The 16,064-nt window shown below is 63.7% G+C and carries 13 protein-coding genes; 8 read left to right on the top strand and 5 right to left on the bottom strand.

The genetic code is table 11. The features are described 5' to 3' along the window. Positions 1 to 17: 17 nt before the first annotated feature. The 3 genes from AAFG16_RS31680 to AAFG16_RS31670 all read right to left on the bottom strand — a co-directional run bounded on the left by AAFG16_RS31680 (position 18) and on the right by AAFG16_RS31670 (position 4,237). Entirely contained in the window at positions 18 to 2,915 is a 2,898-nt protein-coding gene (locus tag AAFG16_RS31680) for a winged helix-turn-helix domain-containing protein (RefSeq protein WP_342731599.1), read from the bottom strand. Between the two features lie 428 nt (positions 2,916 to 3,343). Next, positions 3,344 to 3,571: a hypothetical protein gene (locus AAFG16_RS31675; protein ID WP_235547499.1), complete on the bottom strand. Its 228-nt coding sequence runs from the start codon at positions 3,569 to 3,571 to the stop codon at positions 3,344 to 3,346. Positions 3,572 to 3,898: 327 nt separating this feature from the next. After that, positions 3,899 to 4,237 carry a hypothetical protein gene (locus AAFG16_RS31670; protein ID WP_342731596.1) on the bottom strand — a complete coding sequence of 113 codons (339 nt, stop codon included), beginning with the start codon at positions 4,235 to 4,237 and terminating at the stop codon, positions 3,899 to 3,901. 227 nt (positions 4,238 to 4,464) lie between these two features. Between AAFG16_RS31670 and AAFG16_RS31665 the strand changes: the two genes are divergently transcribed. Next, positions 4,465 to 4,674 (top strand): hypothetical protein, encoded by a 210-nt coding sequence (locus AAFG16_RS31665; RefSeq protein WP_283080393.1) that lies wholly within the window; start codon positions 4,465 to 4,467, stop codon positions 4,672 to 4,674. Between the two features lie 88 nt (positions 4,675 to 4,762). Then, a complete protein-coding gene (locus AAFG16_RS31660) occupies positions 4,763 to 7,642 on the top strand; it encodes a winged helix-turn-helix domain-containing protein (protein ID WP_342731593.1) in 2,880 nt (959 codons plus the stop codon). Between the two features lie 220 nt (positions 7,643 to 7,862). Here the strand turns inward: AAFG16_RS31660 and AAFG16_RS31655 are convergent, their stop codons facing one another. Both AAFG16_RS31655 and AAFG16_RS31650 read right to left on the bottom strand, forming a co-directional pair. Further along, on the bottom strand, positions 7,863 to 10,736 hold the full coding sequence (locus AAFG16_RS31655; RefSeq protein WP_342731591.1) for a winged helix-turn-helix domain-containing protein: 2,874 nt from the start codon (positions 10,734 to 10,736) through the stop codon (positions 7,863 to 7,865). A 249-nt stretch (positions 10,737 to 10,985) separates the two neighbouring features. Next, on the bottom strand, positions 10,986 to 11,867 hold the full coding sequence (locus tag AAFG16_RS31650) for an SDR family oxidoreductase (RefSeq protein ID WP_342741003.1): 882 nt from the start codon (positions 11,865 to 11,867) through the stop codon (positions 10,986 to 10,988). A 132-nt stretch (positions 11,868 to 11,999) separates the two neighbouring features. Here AAFG16_RS31650 and AAFG16_RS31645 point away from each other — a divergent pair, with 132 nt between their 5' ends. The 6 genes from AAFG16_RS31645 to fdhD all read left to right on the top strand — a co-directional run bounded on the left by AAFG16_RS31645 (position 12,000) and on the right by fdhD (position 16,064). After that, complete coding sequence (locus AAFG16_RS31645) at positions 12,000 to 12,221, top strand: hypothetical protein (RefSeq protein ID WP_342731589.1); 222 nt, start codon at positions 12,000 to 12,002, stop codon at positions 12,219 to 12,221. Then, complete coding sequence (locus AAFG16_RS31640) at positions 12,221 to 13,276, top strand: catalase family peroxidase (RefSeq protein ID WP_342731588.1); 1,056 nt, start codon at positions 12,221 to 12,223, stop codon at positions 13,274 to 13,276. The genes AAFG16_RS31645 and AAFG16_RS31640 overlap by 1 nt, the downstream gene beginning before the upstream one ends. Beyond that, a complete protein-coding gene (locus AAFG16_RS31635; protein ID WP_342731586.1) occupies positions 13,273 to 13,836 on the top strand; it encodes a cytochrome b/b6 domain-containing protein in 564 nt (187 codons plus the stop codon). Before AAFG16_RS31640 ends, AAFG16_RS31635 begins: the two co-directional genes overlap by 4 nt. Before the next feature lie 60 nt (positions 13,837 to 13,896). Beyond that, the gene (locus AAFG16_RS31630; RefSeq protein WP_283080388.1) at positions 13,897 to 14,397 is read left to right on the top strand and encodes a DNA starvation/stationary phase protection protein; all 501 of its coding nucleotides are present in this window, start codon (positions 13,897 to 13,899) and stop codon (positions 14,395 to 14,397) included. A gap of 227 nt (positions 14,398 to 14,624) precedes the next feature. Then, positions 14,625 to 15,224 (top strand): HdeD family acid-resistance protein, encoded by a 600-nt coding sequence (locus tag AAFG16_RS31625; protein ID WP_342731583.1) that lies wholly within the window; start codon positions 14,625 to 14,627, stop codon positions 15,222 to 15,224. A 3-nt stretch (positions 15,225 to 15,227) separates the two neighbouring features. Further along, positions 15,228 to 16,064 carry a formate dehydrogenase accessory sulfurtransferase FdhD gene (gene fdhD, locus AAFG16_RS31620; protein ID WP_342731581.1) on the top strand — a complete coding sequence of 279 codons (837 nt, stop codon included), beginning with the start codon at positions 15,228 to 15,230 and terminating at the stop codon, positions 16,062 to 16,064.

The raw sequence follows: 16,064 nt of genomic DNA, 5'->3' as shown, positions 1-16,064 counted from the left end.
GCAAGGCCGTCGGGTCATTAGTGGCAGGCGGTCGACGCGGGCCTGTCGCTGTTGCTTGTCGAAGGCGATATGCCCGGCATTTCAGCCAGAGCGCGGGCAAGGGCGAGTGCGGGAAGATCGATCTCCTGATCGAACAGAGCGCTGAGCGGTCCGACGAGATCAAGTGCAGTCCGCTTACGGTTCGATCCCGCCATGACCCTTGCCCATGCCGCCGCAACCTTCAGCTCGTAGAAGCGGCATTGCTGCTCTCTGGCGACGGATAGTCCCTCGGCGAACAGCAGTTCGGATCGAGACAGATTGGATGGGGCATTGGCCAGGAGAACCTCACCCTTGATCCGCAACAAGTCCGCAAGGCACCACAACTGGCGGCCTTGTCGCGACATGGATAAGGCCTCTTCGACCGCGGCCAGAGCTTGTGCAGCCTCGCCGCTCGCGAGCAGGCCTTCGGCGAGCGATCCAAGAAACTCGGGGTTCCGCATCAACCATCCGTTCTCGGTCCGCGCTTTCAAGCCGTTGCGCAGCAGCGCTATTCCCTCGTCATGCTTGCCGTGCAGCACCAGCAATTGTCCCTTCAGGCAGGACGTCCAGCTGGTCCAGAAAGCTATTCCCTCGCGTGTGACGAGCTCGAGGAGGGAGGATATCGCCTGATCGGCAGCGGCGAGGTCATGCGTCATTAGCGCGATCGGGCAGACGGCATTCCGGAGTGCGTAGGCGACCGCAAGCTTGTCCTTCTCGCGCTCGGCGTCCTGGAGGCACTCGGCGGCGAGGGATCTGCTCTGGACGATCTTTCCCTGCAGCAGCAGGACGCGGGCGAGCATGGCCTTGGCCAGAACGCTCTGGTTCAGCAGAAACCACATCTGGTTTGCGCTGCCGTCCAATCCGCGAACCGTATGGTCAAGCGACAGGGTCAGCTCGCGCCGTGCATCCTCCTGCGCGCCGAAGAAATGCGCGGCGGCGCCGATCAGGCGGCGACCCACCGTCTCGTTGGCAGGATTTTCAGTGCGCAGCGCGATCGCGAGGTAGCGTTCGCCGACCTCCTTGGCCGCGGCATATTGGCCCGAATTGAGATTGTAGCTCCACAACGTCCAGACCGCCTTCAGCTGAAGCTCGAGGTCGGACAATTCCTCGGCGAGTCCAAGGCCGATGCTCAGCGCCGCCTTCATGCGATCAGCCGATCCCGTCGTGTTCAGGAGTGCGAATCCCAGGGCGACATAGAGCTGCGCCTTGAGTTTCGGAACGCAGGTGAACTCGGGACTGAAATGCGCAAGGGCGCGCTCGATCCGCGTCGAGCATTCCACGAAGGACAGCAATTGCATCCATACCGGGACGAAGCCGGCCGTCAGCTCGATGCCGAGCGCGGTATCTCCATCGGTCGAGAACGCCCAATCGAGCGCCGCATGCACGTTTCCGATTTCCTGGGCAAAACGGGAGATGTCGTCGGGAGCGGGAGAGGTGTCGCCGAGCGGCGCGATGATCTGCCTGAGAAAGCCGGCATGGCGTCTGGCGGCCTGCTCGACGCCGCCCGCGTCCGCCAGCTTCTCCAGGGCATAGGCACGGGTGCTCTCCAGCAGACGCCATCGCCCCTCGAAGGAGGGGTCCAGCGACACAAGCGATTTCCCAACCAGATTGAACAGGGTCTCGATGACGTCCGAGCGCGACGATGAGTCGTCCATCATCGCGATGGCCGCATCGAGCGTGAATCCGGCCGGAAACACGGCGAGCCGGCAAAGCAGGTTCTGCTCCCCCGGCGACAAGAGGTCATAGCTCCAATCCAGTGTCGCGCGCAGGGTCTGGTGTCGCGGCAACTGGTCGCGGCGGCCGCCGTTCAGGAGCTCGAAGCGCTTGTCCAGCCGAAGCAAGACGGTGTCGACCCCGAGATTGGCGGCCCGGGCTGCGGCAAATTCCAATGCGAGCGGAATCCCGTCGAGCCGACGACAGATGGCGGCTATTTTCCGAAGCTCCTCTGCGCCCGCAACGAAGCTCGTACGTAGCGCCCGTATTCGCGTGACGAACAGCTCCACGGCGCTTTCCCGGAGCAGCAGCTCGGTATCGTCCATATCGGGACGAGGGACGGACAGCGGTGGAACGGCCGCAACATATTCGCCGTCGATGCGGAGGCCTTCGCGGCTGGTCGCAAGCACGGTGACGTTCGGGCAATAGCGCAGCAAGGCACTCGCGATCTGCGCGGCGGCTTCGATCACGTGCTCGCAATTGTCCAGGACGAGGAGGAGACGGCGTGTTCCGATCGCCTGTGCTATGCTCGCGGCCGAAACGTCCTTGTCATTCGAGGCCAGCTTGAGCGCGCGGGCGGTCGCCGATGCGACAAGGGACGCATCCTGTAGGGTCGCGAGCTCGACCAGGGTCACTGAATCGTGGAAAGAGGCCGCGACGCTGCGCGCGAGCTCGGTTGCCAGTTTCGTCTTTCCGATGCCGCCGGGGCCGACGAGGGTCACGGCCCGATACGCGGACAACAATTCGGCCAATTGGCTCAGAGAATCTTCGCGACCGATCAGAGGCGCGCGGATGCTCGGCAAGTTGTTGGAAAAGGTCGCTTCGGCCGGCACCGTGACAGGTGCGGCTGCAGGGTGATCCAAAGGCCCGCTTCGCCAGGCTCCCGCGAGCGTATATCCACGTCCCGAAACCGTCTTGAGGAGATTGCGATCCTCGCCGAGCGCCTTGCGGACCGCCGAAATATGAACCTGAAGCGTGTTGTCTTCGACGGTCAGGCCCGACCAGACGCTCCCGATCAAATCGTCCTTGGTGACCAGGAGACCGGCGGAGCCGACCAGCTTCTCGAGAATTTCGAATGCGCGGCTTCCGATCGGCACTGTGACGCCGTTGTATCGCAGCTCTCTTCGCTGGCAATCGATCAGCCAACGTCCGAAAGAGTAGGTTCGATCGACCGGCGATGACATAGAGAGAGATCCGTGCACCAACGTCGCAGCCGTGATCTCAGGGAAATCACGAGCCCGTCCTTGAGATCACCGACCCCTGGCAAGAATTTGGAAGCCTGAATGCGCTTGAAGCGTCGTATAGGGGAGCTGGTCGGCGTGTCAAGAAGGCCCGGTCGGTCGCCGGCGCATCGTTCATCGTCGATGCTGGCATCCGATGCGCGCGTGTTCGACACACGAATTCGTGACCGCGGCTCGGCGTGTATCTCAATGAGAGTGGACGAGTAGGAACTTAATGCCATCAACGGAAGCATCATTTGCGCAGATCGCTCGGCATCATCCACGCAAGAATTCCTGAGCACGCGTGCTTCCGACGATCCGCGTCGCAAGAGCGGCGGCCCGATCGAGAGCCGCCGTCTTGCCTTGACCGAATTTTGCTCCGGTCCGCGAACTCAATAGCCCGACGTGGGCTCGCACGGCGGCCGGCGCCAGGGAGCGGTTGCGTATGCGCCGACGTCGGGAGCACGGGCGCAGCTGCGCTTGGAGGAAACCGGGACGCGCTGAGCCGACGCGTAGGCGTCGACATTGGTGCGCTTCGCGTTCCCTTCGCGAGCCATCGCGGGGGAGGCAATCATGGCTGCGACCACGAATCCGGCCGACAAGAGCTTCAGTGTAGTCATCGAACGTCTCCTTGAGAAAGCGATGCCGGGAACGCCTCGGCCCGCTCACCGGACATGTGCATGCCTGCGTCGGACCCGCAGTGTTGATCGAACGAACATTTTCGTCTTTGCACGAAATCGCCGCGGTGGATGGCACGACGCGATCGAGCGCGTGATCAGTCACGCACTTCCGATGAAGCGCCGTTAAGGTCCGCAATTGGCGGATCGGCTATTGGTGGGTTTCGCGGTCCGCGGGGTGCGCGGCATGGCGCGGTCGCACTCTTGGGTTCGAAGGCGCTGCTATCAGCTGCACCTCACAGGACGCAAGATGCCGGGTCGCGATGTTCGTCATCGATGCCAGTTGCGGCTGTGAAAGTGACCCGCGCCGAATACGGGCGCGGCACCGCCCGGCCGCTCGAGGCCCATTCGCCCGGCGGGCGTCAGCGCACCACCATTCAGCACGTCGCGATCGGGATACATCGATGCGAAGGCGGCCGGCTCCTGATCGGCGAAGGACCAGGAGGCGGATGCGGACGAAATCGTTGCCGTTGAGATCAGCGCGGCGGCGATCAGAATCTTGAATGTACTCATAGCGATTCTCCATTGCTTGTCGTGTGCGGAGAGACGCTCGGCGACGATCGCTGCTCGGCTGATGGCGTTCCCGAAGATTGTTTTGATGAGAGTCATGTAGGTCGTCGGTGCAGCAAGTCCCGGCGAATCCGCATCACTCTTGCGGGAAGAGTCTGTCAGCGTTGTTAGACTCCTCGCGCGATTGTGCGTGGCCAAACGCACCTCGTATCCGTTTCTGGAGGCGGATCATTTGAACATGTGGAGTGTGAGCAATGAGATCATTTGCTGCAATTTGTATCCTTGCCAGCGTTGTGCTCTCGGACGCTGCGTTTGCCCGAGGCGGCATGGGATCGCATATGTCGATGGGGAGCGGCGGCACGTTCGGTACGAGTGCCGCCACGCCCGGAACGAACTCACTGGGCACCGCGCTTCCCTCATCGGAGACTGGCGGTCACGCGATGAAGGGGCCGATGCTCGGCACGGACCCGACCATCGACAAGGACGACGCCCGACTCGAAAAGATGCTGGAAGGATCGATCTGCCGCGGCTGCTGAAGAGCGCGCATTGCGGGACGGAGGCCGGCGGCCGCGCGGCACGGTGAGCTCTGTCTTTCGAAAGAGTTGGTGGTAAGCTGGGTAGAAAATGATGCAACCGCTTGGGGCTGTCCAAATCATGGCTGAGCCAGGCCAGCGTCCCGTCTATATTTGCGCGGAATGGGAAATCGATCTTGCCAGACGCGAATTGCGCTCGGCCGGAGAACTCATTCCTTTGGGGGGGCGCGCCTTTGAGATTCTTGCGGAATTGGTTCAGGCGCAAGGCCAGCTCGTCACCAAGAACGATCTGACAGAGCGGGTCTGGCGGGGCGTCTTTGTCGAGGAGAGTGCACTTCGTGTGCATATCGCCGCGATCCGAAAGGCGCTTGGTGCTGACCGCGACATGCTGTCAACCACTGTTGGCCGCGGGTATCGTTTGCTCGGCGCTTGGCGGAACCGGCATATGGATGCCCCGCTACAGGCTGCCGCAACCGAATTGCCGCCGTCGATCAACATTCCCAGCGCATCATTCGATCTGATCGGCCGGACCACCGCGATATCGCATTTGTGGCGGCTGCTGTCGGCCTACCGTGTGGTGAGCCTGGTCGGCCCTGGCGGAATCGGAAAGACCGCACTGGCGTTGGAAGCCGCCAGAACGCCGCCGCCCGGTTTCTCGGCTGACCGAGTGCTGGTCGAACTGGCTTCGCTGTCGGACCCCAGGCTCGTCTGTTCGGCTATCGCCGGCGTGCTTGGCACCAAGCTCGAGGGCGAGGAGATTTCGCCGGATGCGATCGCGCGTGCGATCGGCTCTCGGCCATTGTTGCTCATCCTCGACAATTGCGAACATGTCATCGATGCCGTGGCGCAGGTAGCCGAACTGGTCGTCGGCCGCTGTTCGGGGACGATTATCCTTGCAACGAGCCGGGAGGCGCTGCGCATCGAGGGAGAGCATGTCTATCGCGTGCCTCCTTTGGGCGTGCCGCCTGAAGCGTGGCAAGAGCCCGCCGGCGCATCCGCGTACAGCGCGGTGGAATTGTTTACGAGCAGAGCGAAGGCGCTGGGTTCACGCTTTGCGCCGGACGAGGAGAACATCGGCGCCATCGCAGCGATCTGCCGGCGGCTGGATGGCATTCCACTCGCGATCGAGTTTGCGGCGGCGCGTGCAGTCATGCTCAGCCCGCCGAAGATCGCGGCACTGCTCGATGACAGGTTCAAATTTCTGACCACCGGCCGGCGCACGGCGTTGCCGAGACAGCAAACACTTCGTGCAACGCTCGACTGGAGCTATGACCTCCTGCCGGAAGACGAGGCCTGGTTGCTCCGGCAGCTCGGCATATTCGCCGGCGAATTCCAGCTCGACGCAGTCATCGCCGTCGCCGGCGCGGGCATCGGCGACGTGACCGGCCAGCTCACCAGGCTGGTGGCAAAGTCGCTCGTTCTTGCGGATATTCGCGGCGACAGCCCTCACTATCGCCTGCTGGATACCACGCGCGCCTATGCATTGGAGAAGCTGCGCACCGCCGGAGAATATCCCGCCGCGGCGGGCCGCCAGGCGAAGTACTATTCTGGGTTCTTTGCCAGCGCCGAAGCCGACAGCGAAGTGAGGCCGCAGGCGGAGTGGCTCACCCTCTACGGCCGACACATCGACAACGTGCGAACGAGCCTCGATTGGGCCTTCTCGCCCGACGGAGACTCGCAGGTCGGGGCGGGCCTGACCGCCGCCGCGGTTCCGCTCTGGGTACAATTGTCGCTCCTTGCTGAATGCCGCGAGCGGACCGAACTTGCCCTCTCACGGCTCGATCCGACGGTCGCGGACTCGCCGCGGCTTCGGATGCAGCTGTCGGCCGCACGCGGCTGGTCGCTGATGTACGGTGTAGGCAGGGCGAGGGAGGCCGGCCCGGCCTGGGCCGAGACCCTTCAGCTTGCCGAGCAGCTCGGTGACAGGGATTACCTGCTGCGCGCGCTTTGGGGTCTCTGCATCGATCAGTTCAACAACGGCGAATTCCGCAGGGCGCTCGAATTCGCGCACCGCTTCGCGGACCTCGTGGCCGATTCCGGCAATCCCGTCGACCGGATGATGGCTGACCGGCTTCTTGCGACCACGCTGCACTTTCTCGGCGACCAGCGGCTGGCGTATCACCACATCGGACGAACCCTGTCTCGTCTCTCGGACCTCGCGGCAAGGCCCCAGGTCATTCGTTTCCGCTTCGACCTGCGGGTCTCGTCCCGCTACTTTCAGGCCCGGATCCTGTGGTTGCTTGGCCTGGCGGATCAGGCCTTGAGCGTCGTCGAGCACAACATAGAGGAAGGCCGGGCCAGTGGTCACGCCCTCACATTTTGCAGCGTCCTCGGGCAGGGGGCCTGTCCGATTGCGTTCCTGGCCGGCGATCTCGATGCTGCCGAGCGCTATTGCACGATGCTGCTCGAGCACACCGAGCGCCACCCGATCCGCCTGTGGAACGTATGGGCGCGCGCCTTCAGGGGCCTGCTGATCGCGCGCCAGGGTGACCTCGCGACCGGATTGCCGCTGCTGCGCAAAGCGCTCGAGCTCGCGGGCGAGGCGCGTTTCCTGCCGCGCTTTCTGCTTCCTCTCGGCGAACTTGCGGCATGTCTCGGAAAGGCGGGCGAGGTGTCGCAAGGGCTTGCGGTCGCCGGCGAGACGCTCGCGCGTTGCGAGGCGAGGGACGAGGGATGGTATGTCGCCGAGCTCTGGCGCATCAAGGGCGAATTGCTGCTGCTGCCTGGCGAGCATCGCTCGACGATCGCCGCAGGACAGGCCTTCGACAGGGCGTTCGAGGTGGCACGGAGCCAGGGCGCCTTGTTCTGGGAGCTCAGGATTGCGATCAGTGTGGCGCGATTGAGGATGAGCGAAGGACACGCGGTCGAGGCGCGCCATGTTCTTGCCGCGGCCTACGGCAAGTTCACCGAAGGTTTCGAGACAGCGGACCTGCGCGGTGCGCGCGCGATGATGACCAAGGTCGGATCGTAGGCGACGGATGCCCCGGGGAGTGGCATCCGATTTCATCAATTGGATGCCGGCGCGGCCTTCGTGAGCGCCGCATCCCCGTGCCCTGGAACGTTCCGCAATTTCGCCCGTGATGCCGCCTGTGCCGCGCGCCGACGTCTCATTGCCAGCGCAGCATGGACCGGCGGTTCGCACGCGTCGTTCGAGACGGCCCCTCTCTATCGCAATTGCACGGCGTAGGCGGTCATTTGGCCGCAAAAGAGCACGAGCGCGGAAGGCTCAGCTCGGCGAGCAAGCCCCTTGCCGTCACGAGGTTGCGTGTATGGAAGCCCTCGCTAAATCGCCGATAGACGGACGCAAGCATGTCGTGCGCCTCCTGGCGGCGATCGCCTCGCTGCCATAGTCTTGCAAGCGCGATCGCCGCGCGAAGCTCATAACCGAGCGCCCCCTGATGGCGGGCGAGGTCGAGCGCCTGAATGAGGCTCAGCTCCGCTTGCGCAAGATCCGGATCGTCCAGCTGCATCAGCACTTCGGCTCTTGCGCGCAGCATGTCGGGCATGTCCATCATGAAGTTGCGGTGGCGGGCCTCGGCGATCGCCTGGTCGATGGTGTCGAGCGCTTGTTCACTCTGACCTGCCGCGGCCAGGGCCTCGGCAAGGGGCATGCGAAGCCCTACCACCGCACCAAAGCTCTTGCTCTGCAGCTGCTCGATCGCGCCTCTCAGCATGGCGAGCCCGGTACCGGTCTCGTTCCGGGCCAGCAGCGTAATTCCCTTCATGGCCTCGCCGACCATCTGGAGGATGGCGAGGTTGTACCTTCGAGCCTCCGCGATGAACCTGTCGACATGGTCTTCGCAATCCTCCATGTCGCCATTCCAGAAGAAGACGCCGAATGCCCATGGCAGGGCGCGGCAGAACATGATCGGGTGGTTTGCCGCGATGACGTCCGAGATGGCCCGGCGCACCACTTGCGCCGCCTGATCGGGATAGCCCTGCAGCCAGAGGACTCGGGCAAGGCTGATCTGAGCGCGTTTGGGATATTCCAAGGTGAGGCGGCCACGGAACTCTTCCTCCAGGCCCGGCTGCAGCAGCGCCGCTTCGAGGTATGAGCGGGAAGCGCCAAACTTGCCAAGATACTGGCAGGAGATGCCGAGCAACAGGCGCATGCGCGCCACCGCCATGGAATCGTTGATGGCGAGAGCAATGGCTTCGCCGCGTTGGGCGGAGCGCAATGCGTCGTCGTATTTGCCGGCGAACAATTGCAGGAGGTGCAACTGGTCGATCAGACGGATTTGTCCCGATATGTCGCCGATCTCCTCTGTCAGCTCGATCGCCCGGTTGAGGTGATTTGCAGCGAGCTCGTCCAGTTGTCCTGTGAGCACGCGGGCGGCCCCCAGCGCTGTATGAAGCGCGAGCTCGTGCCTGATGCTTCCATTCGTTTGGTCGAGCGCATCGATCGCGCGGGTCACCCAGAGTTCACACTCCGCCAGGAGCGACAGCTTGAAGAACAGCCGTATCGAGGCTGCAGCGAGGGCTACGCCGATCCTGCGGTCGCCCTGATCCGAGAAGCACCACGTCAATGCGGCGCGTATGTTGCCGAATTCCTCCGCCGCCGCCGCAAGGTCCTGGTCCGATCTATCGCCGACTTTCTCGAGGAGACCGAGAAAATAACAGGCGTGACGTCGCGCAATCGCGCCGGTATCTCCGCTGGCGGCAAGTTTCTCTTGCGCGTATGCCCGGGTCGAGTCGGCAAGGCCGTAGCGGGTCGGTTGCGAGCCGGTGCTCAGCGCAAGCATCGACTTGGCAACGAGGCTGTCGATGACCGCCAGGATCGTATCGTCGTCTTCCGTGGCCGCGGCAATCGACCGCGCGGCGTCCAGCGTCATGCTGCCGACGAACACCGATAGCCGGCCGAGGATCTCACGTTCTGGGTCGGATAGAAGATTGTAGCTCCATTCGATGGTAGCACGCAGCGTCCGGTGCCGGGGCAGTGCGGTGCGTCGCCCCTCCCACAGCAAATTGAGGTGCTGGTCGAGGAGTTGGGCCATCGCTCGCGCGCCATATGTGCTCGCATGACCGGCGGTGAGCTCGATGGCAAGCGGGATGCCGTCGAGCCGACGGCAGAGGTTGCCGACATCAGATGCGTTCGCATCTGTCAGCGCGAACTCGCCGCCTCCCGCGGTCGCACGCTCCACGAAGAGTTTCACGGAAGGAAAAGCGAGGGCGTTCGCAGCCGTCAGAACGACCTTCTCCGGCGGGCTCGGCAACGGCGGGAGACGGTATGTGAACTCGCCCTCGACGCGCAGCAATTCCCGGCTCGTTGCCAGGATGTGCAGATCCGGTGCTGTCTGGTAGAGCCGTTCGGCCAGCGCCGCGGCGGCTTCGATGACACGCTCGCAGCAATCCAGAATGAGCAGCATGCGCCTGTCGCGCAGGAACGTCGCGAGGCTGTAGGTGGGATCGTTCGATCTCGCCTGCAGCCCGAAAGAAGATGCGACGATCGCCGGCACCAGAGTGTCGTCCTCCGCCTCGCCGAGGCCGACAAAATGGACGTGACCGCCGAATTCCGCGAGCAGCGCATGGCCCGCGGAAACGACGACCGTGGTCTTGCCGATGCCGCCCGGGCCGACGACCGTGACGAAGCGCTCGGCTCTCAGCTTTTCCGAGATGTCCTGGATGGCTTGCTCGCGTCCTACCATCTGCCGGGGATGCGCTGGCAGATTGTGGACATAAGCGGGACTCGCCGGTGCAGACGGCCTCTGATCCGGACGCGAGACTGCCGCGACGAAGCAGTAACCTTGCCCGGAAACCGTGCTCAGATATCTGATGCCGCCGTTGCCGTCTCCGAGCGCCTTGCGGAGTGCGGCGATATGGACGCGCAGGCTGTTTTCCTCGACATCGGCGCCCGGCCACGTCTTGGCCATCAGATCCGTCTTGCTGACGACGTTGCCGGCCTGCCGCACCAGTGCGAGCAGGATGTCGAATGCGCGGCTGGACAGTTGGAGCGGGCTCCCGTCTCTTTCAATCCGCCGCTGTGAAGGGTCCAGCCGAAACGGCCCAAAGAGGAAGATCTCCTGGGCGGACTCGTCTTGCGCGGAGTGGCAAGCTACGGCGGTCATGTTGTTGCTTTGCCAGCGGAGGGCCATTCGAGATATCAACCCAGCGCACGAATCGTCACGTTCGATGACTTGGGAGCACACCAAGACGTGTGAACGTAGTGGCTCTTCAAAGGTAGCATCCGGCTGTATCAGGGTAAAGGATTGGGCCGTATCACTTTCGTCTGGGTCTCCGAGGCGAGAGCCGCCCTGACGCTTCGCGCTGCTCGCTCATTCGTACGCGGATATGTTCGATTTGAAGGGTAAGCCCTTCTATCCGATGGATGCGGGCTTGAGGATATCTTCCAGTCCGATCCGCCGGAGCAGTTCCGCGCGAACGCTGTCGGCGACGGCGTCGACGGCTGCGGCTCCGTCGTCGTCCGGACCGACATGGACGCGCAGCGGTCGCTGACCGAACGGCATATCGACAACATCGGCGATGGCGGCGGCAACGTCCCGCGGCGTTTGATCCTTCGCCGGAAGCTCCGCAAGGCCCGATAGCGCGGTTTCGCTCACGTCGGCCGTCGGACCATCCGCGTATTCTTCGGTCCGCATGGTGTCCAGCGGCCTGCCGGAGCGGATGTAGTGACCGGGCCCGAGTGCGCTCGGAACGACAATGGTCGTCTCGATGCCCCAACGCGCGAGCTCGCCGGCATAGCCGAGCGCCAGCGCATCCAGGGCAGCCTTTGACGAGGCGTAGGCCCCCAGGAATGGAACAGAGCCGCCACGCGCGCTGCTCGACGAGATCCAGATCAGCAGGCCCTGGCCCTGCTTGCGCAACTGTGGCAACGCGGCCCGATTGAGCCGTTGCGCACCCAGCACGTTGGTGTCGTAGAGCTCGGCGAGCTGGTCTGGGGTAAAGGCCTCCGCCGGACCGTAGACGACCTGCCGGGCATTGTGCACGATCACGTCGAGGCGGCTGTTTTCGGCGACGATGGCATCGATGGCCGAGTTCACGGAAGCTTCAGAAGCGACATCGAGCGCGATGGCTCGGAGATCCATGCCGTGTTGGCTGATCTTCTCGCTGCCGCGCTCCTCGTGGCGATCCATTTCCCGCATGGACACGTAGACCGTGTGGCCGGCCCGTGCCAGTTGCTTGCAGGTGTTTCGTCCGATGCTGTTTGAAGCTCCTGTGACGACGATCACTTTGCTCATTCGGTTCCCAATCGCATTCCAGCTTCCGCGAGAGCGCCAGCGCGACACGTTCATCATTCCCCGATCGACCGCTGTCCTTGCGCGAAGAGCATCTGACATAGGCGCCGGCACAAGTCGGGTCTTTCGCGCCCGGTGGGTGATTTTCAGTTCGCACGAATTATTTCAAGAAGGCCCGAAAGCGGCTGCGGGCTCGCCTCAGTACTGACCGGACAAGCCGGGGCGTGCCTTCTCGAAAATGGCGGCGGATTTCAGAAGATCGCGGCTGTGGCCGCCGGCTACAAGAAACCTGCGCCGTTCGACAGGACGGTCGTGTGGCCGGAGGTGGACCGGTTCGCGCGCTGCAAGGAGAAGTGATGAATCCGTCAAGTAACCTGCCGCGTTCGGGGCTGGGATCGCTCGTGTTGATTGCGGCCGTCCTCGGAGGCGGTGCTGTCGCGTTCGCCTACACGGCAGGTTGGCTTTCGCCCGGGCGCCTGACACCGGAGCGGATGATCGCGGCGCTGACGCCTCCGAGCGGCGCGCCGCTCGGACACCGGCGAAATCATGCCAAGGGAATCTGCTTTACTGGCGTGTTCGAGGCCAACGGAAACGGCTCCGAACTGTCCCGCGCCAGGGTGTTCGAGCGAGGCAGCTATCCGGCGCTCGGCCGCTTCAATCTCGGCACCGCTGACCCGAATGCCGTGGACGCGACAGTGCGGGTACGGGGCCTGGGATTGCAGATCACAGCGGCGGACGGCGAAGAGTGGCGAATGGCGCTGATCAATCCGCCGTTCTTTGCAGTGTCGACGCCGCAGGCGTTTCACGACCTGCTGATTGCATCCGGCAAGAAGGATCCGGAGGCAATGAAAACGTTCATCGGGGCAAATCCGGAATTCGCTGCCTTCGCGTCCTGGGCAAAGACGGCGCCGTGGACCGCCAGCTATGCGGCGGAGCCTTACCATGGGCTCAACAGCTTCATCTTCACGGACGCGAAGGGCGCCGAGCACGCGGTGCGATGGTCGTTGCTGCCGACCGCGGCGGTCGTTCCGATATCGCAAGCCGAGCTGGAAAAGCGTGGTCCCGATTTTCTCGAGCAGGAGATAACGGAGCGGGTCCGGGTTGCCGGACCGCAACGCTGGAACATGATCACGACTGTCGCTGATCCCGCTGATCCGACCGCGGATCCAAGCAAGGCCTGGCCCGCGGACCGCCGCGCAGTGCAGGTCGGCACGCTCGTCGTGCAGCGGATCGAACCGGAGCGGGATGGGCCCTGCCGCGACATCAACTTCGATCCGACCGTGCTTCCGCGCGGAATCCGGGTGTCGGACGATCCGTTTCCGGCCGCGCGCTCGTCGGTCTACCGCAAGTCCTATGATTTGCGCGCGGCCGAAGCCGGCGACTATCCGCGAACCGAGGCGGCCAGGCCATGAACAGCGCGCCCCGGCGTTTCGCCCCGATCCAGCGGATCCTGCACTGGCTGATGGCAGCGTGCATCATTGCCATGCTCTTCATCGGCGTTGGCATGGTGTCCAGCGTGGCGCCGACATATCTGCCGCTCATCCTGATCCACAAGACGCTCGGCGTCACTCTGCTGATCCTTGTTGCGATCAGGCTGGCACTGCGGCTCCGTTACGGTGCACCGCCACTGCCGGCCGATCTTCCGCCGGCGATGAAGCTGGGAGCGAGATTGTCGCACCTAGCCCTTTATGGCCTCATGATCGTCATGCCGCTGCTGGGTCTCGGCTTGCTTTGGGCGGCGGCCTATCCGGTTGTCCTGTATGGCGGAATTCGAATTCCGGCGTTGCTGCCTCAGAGCGACCGCGCGCACACGCTTCTGTGGGATGCTCACTACTATCTGGCTTTCGCGTTCTTTGCGCTCGTGCTGTTGCACATGGCGGCAGCGCTGTTCCACGCGCTGATCCGCCGCGACGGCGTGTTCGGGACGATCGCGCTCGCTCCATGGCGCAACAGGACGACGCCGGCAGATTGAGCGCTTCGCGTGCCTGCGAAACGCGCGGCTCAAGCTTTTCAACCGCAAAGGATGACGACAATGACCAAAGCAGACCTCCAAAGCCCGACGGACCTCGGGGCCAACGCGAACCGGGACATTCCAGCTGCGCTGAGGGCGCTGCTGGCTGACGTTTTCGCGCTTTACCTGAAGACCAAGAACTTCCACTGGCACGTATCGGGCCGGCACTTCCGCGACTATCACCTCCTGCTCGACGAGCAGGCCGAGCAGATCTTTGCCATGACCGACGACATTGCCGAGCGGGCACGCAAGATCGGCGGAACGACACTCCGGTCGATCGGCCAGATCTCGCGCGAGCAGCGCATTCTCGACAACGACGCCGACTATGTCGATCCGCAGGATATGCTGGCCGAGCTGCGCAGCGATAATCAGCAGCTGACGCGGGAAATGCGTCGGGTCCACGAGCTCTGTGACGAATATGGTGACGTCGCGACCGCAAGTCTGCTGGAGAACTGGATCGATGAGACCGAGCGGCGGATCTGGTTCCTTTACGAGACCGGCCGAAGCGGCCCGGAATCGTAAGCACTGGCATGTCATGCGGCCGGAATGCGAGCCCGGCCGATAGCTGCGACGACACGGAGGCGAGGGCGACCCTCGCCTCCGTCTATTGTTTGCTGATCGTCATTGATCGATCAAGCTGCGCGCGCGTCCGTATCGTGCGGACCAAACAATATTGCTGCATCCTCGAAAGATGAATCCGAGCAGATATCTGTACGCTTGACCGCATCCATACGTACAAGGGTCAAGCCATGACGGATTTGTCGAACTCGAAGGCGTCGCTCGGAAGGTCCATCCACGCGATCACCGGAAAATGGGGCTGGTTCGTTGCGCTGGGGGTCGGTGAACTGATCCTTGGGGGCATTGCCTCAGCTAATCTGATGGCAGCAAGCCTCGCCTCCGTGCTCGTCATTGGGGCCTCCATGGCGGTCGCCGGGGTCTTCCAGATCGTGCATGCGTTTTCGGTGCACGGCCTGCGCGGCTTCCTGTTCTGGCTGCTCGCCGGGATCGTCTATGGCGCTGCCGGAGCCGTCATCCTCTACGATCCGCTGCTGGCTTCGTTCACGTTGTCGCTCGTGGTATGCGCTTTCCTGGTCGTCGCTGGCGCGACGCGGATCTGGGCGGGTTTCCATATGCGGCCTGCCGCGGGCTGGCGCTGGATCGTGGCTGCCGGCGTCGTGACGTTCTGCGTCGGTGTCATGCTGATTGCGGTCTTGCCTGCCGTCGGCTTGTGGCTGCTCGGTGCGATGTTGGTCGTTGATCTGGTTTTCCAGGGATGGGGCTTCATTGCTTTCGGGCTGGCGCTCAGAAACCGGGCGTCCCGGCATTCGACCGAGCCGGCGACTGTGTGAGCCATGACGACGGGTTCGACATTCACCCGGCACCAGGAGATCGCCTGGCGCGGCGGCCGTACGATCTCGACGTCGCGACTGGTTGCCGAGGAGAGCGCCATTGCGCTCACTTACAACGGATCGACCCATGCGGTGATGATGGGAACGCCGGCCGATCTGGAGGACTTCGGTGTCGGCTTCAGCCTCACCGAAGCCATCGTCGACCGCGCGAACGAGATCAGGAGCATCGAGCTGATCTCGAACGAGCTCGGAATGGAAGTGCGGATGTGGCTCGATGGCGATCGCGCCGCGTCCCTGGCGGCGCGCCGCCGCACCATCAGCGGACCGGTCGGGTGCGGGCTATGCGGCATCGAAAGCCTCGAACAGGCGCGCCGTACGCCCGCGCGGGTTGAGGGTCGCGGTATTGCCTTCCACGCGCGGGACCTGCTGAACGCCATGCAGGCGCTGTCTCCTCTCCAGACATTGAATCAACAGACGAGGTCCGTTCATGCGGCGGCCCTCTGGCATCCCCGCAGCGGCATTACCCTGGTCAGGGAGGATGTTGGCCGGCACAACGCGCTCGACAAGCTCGCCGGTGCGATCGTCCGCGATGGCAACTCGGCCAGCGGCGGGGCCGTTCTGCTGACGAGCCGCGTTTCGGTAGAGATGGTGCAGAAGGCCGCGATGATCGGCGCGTCGGTCGTCGTTGCCGTCTCCGCGCCGACCGCGCTCGCCATCCAGACCGCGAATGAGGCGGGAATCACGCTTCTCGCCGTCGCCCGCGATGACGGATACGGCGTATTCACGCATCCGCGCCGCGTTCTGCTGCCTGAAGAGGCCGCGCTGCGCGCCGGCTGCTGA

It is taken from the genome of Bradyrhizobium sp. B117, from assembly GCF_038969555.1.
Classification (GTDB): Bacteria; Pseudomonadota; Alphaproteobacteria; order Rhizobiales; family Xanthobacteraceae; genus Bradyrhizobium.
This window is presented reverse-complemented; position numbering and strand designations above follow the sequence as displayed.

What these genes read in the sequence shown, in the direction of transcription:
- AAFG16_RS31680 (WP_342731599.1), bottom strand. Translation starts at nt 2,915, where the DNA reads ATGTCATCGCCGGTCGATCGAACCTACTCTTTCGGACGTTGGCTGATC.
- AAFG16_RS31675 (WP_235547499.1), bottom strand. Translation starts at nt 3,571, where the DNA reads ATGACTACACTGAAGCTCTTGTCGGCCGGATTCGTGGTCGCAGCCATG.
- AAFG16_RS31670 (WP_342731596.1), bottom strand. Translation starts at nt 4,237, where the DNA reads ATGACTCTCATCAAAACAATCTTCGGGAACGCCATCAGCCGAGCAGCG.
- AAFG16_RS31665 (WP_283080393.1), top strand. Translation starts at nt 4,465, where the DNA reads ATGGGATCGCATATGTCGATGGGGAGCGGCGGCACGTTCGGTACGAGT.
- AAFG16_RS31660 (WP_342731593.1), top strand. Translation starts at nt 4,763, where the DNA reads ATGATGCAACCGCTTGGGGCTGTCCAAATCATGGCTGAGCCAGGCCAG.
- AAFG16_RS31655 (WP_342731591.1), bottom strand. Translation starts at nt 10,736, where the DNA reads ATGACCGCCGTAGCTTGCCACTCCGCGCAAGACGAGTCCGCCCAGGAG.
- AAFG16_RS31650 (WP_342741003.1), bottom strand. Translation starts at nt 11,867, where the DNA reads ATGAGCAAAGTGATCGTCGTCACAGGAGCTTCAAACAGCATCGGACGA.
- AAFG16_RS31640 (WP_342731588.1), top strand. Translation starts at nt 12,221, where the DNA reads ATGAATCCGTCAAGTAACCTGCCGCGTTCGGGGCTGGGATCGCTCGTG.
- AAFG16_RS31635 (WP_342731586.1), top strand. Translation starts at nt 13,273, where the DNA reads ATGAACAGCGCGCCCCGGCGTTTCGCCCCGATCCAGCGGATCCTGCAC.
- AAFG16_RS31630 (WP_283080388.1), top strand. Translation starts at nt 13,897, where the DNA reads ATGACCAAAGCAGACCTCCAAAGCCCGACGGACCTCGGGGCCAACGCG.
- AAFG16_RS31625 (WP_342731583.1), top strand. Translation starts at nt 14,625, where the DNA reads ATGACGGATTTGTCGAACTCGAAGGCGTCGCTCGGAAGGTCCATCCAC.
- fdhD (WP_342731581.1), top strand. Translation starts at nt 15,228, where the DNA reads ATGACGACGGGTTCGACATTCACCCGGCACCAGGAGATCGCCTGGCGC.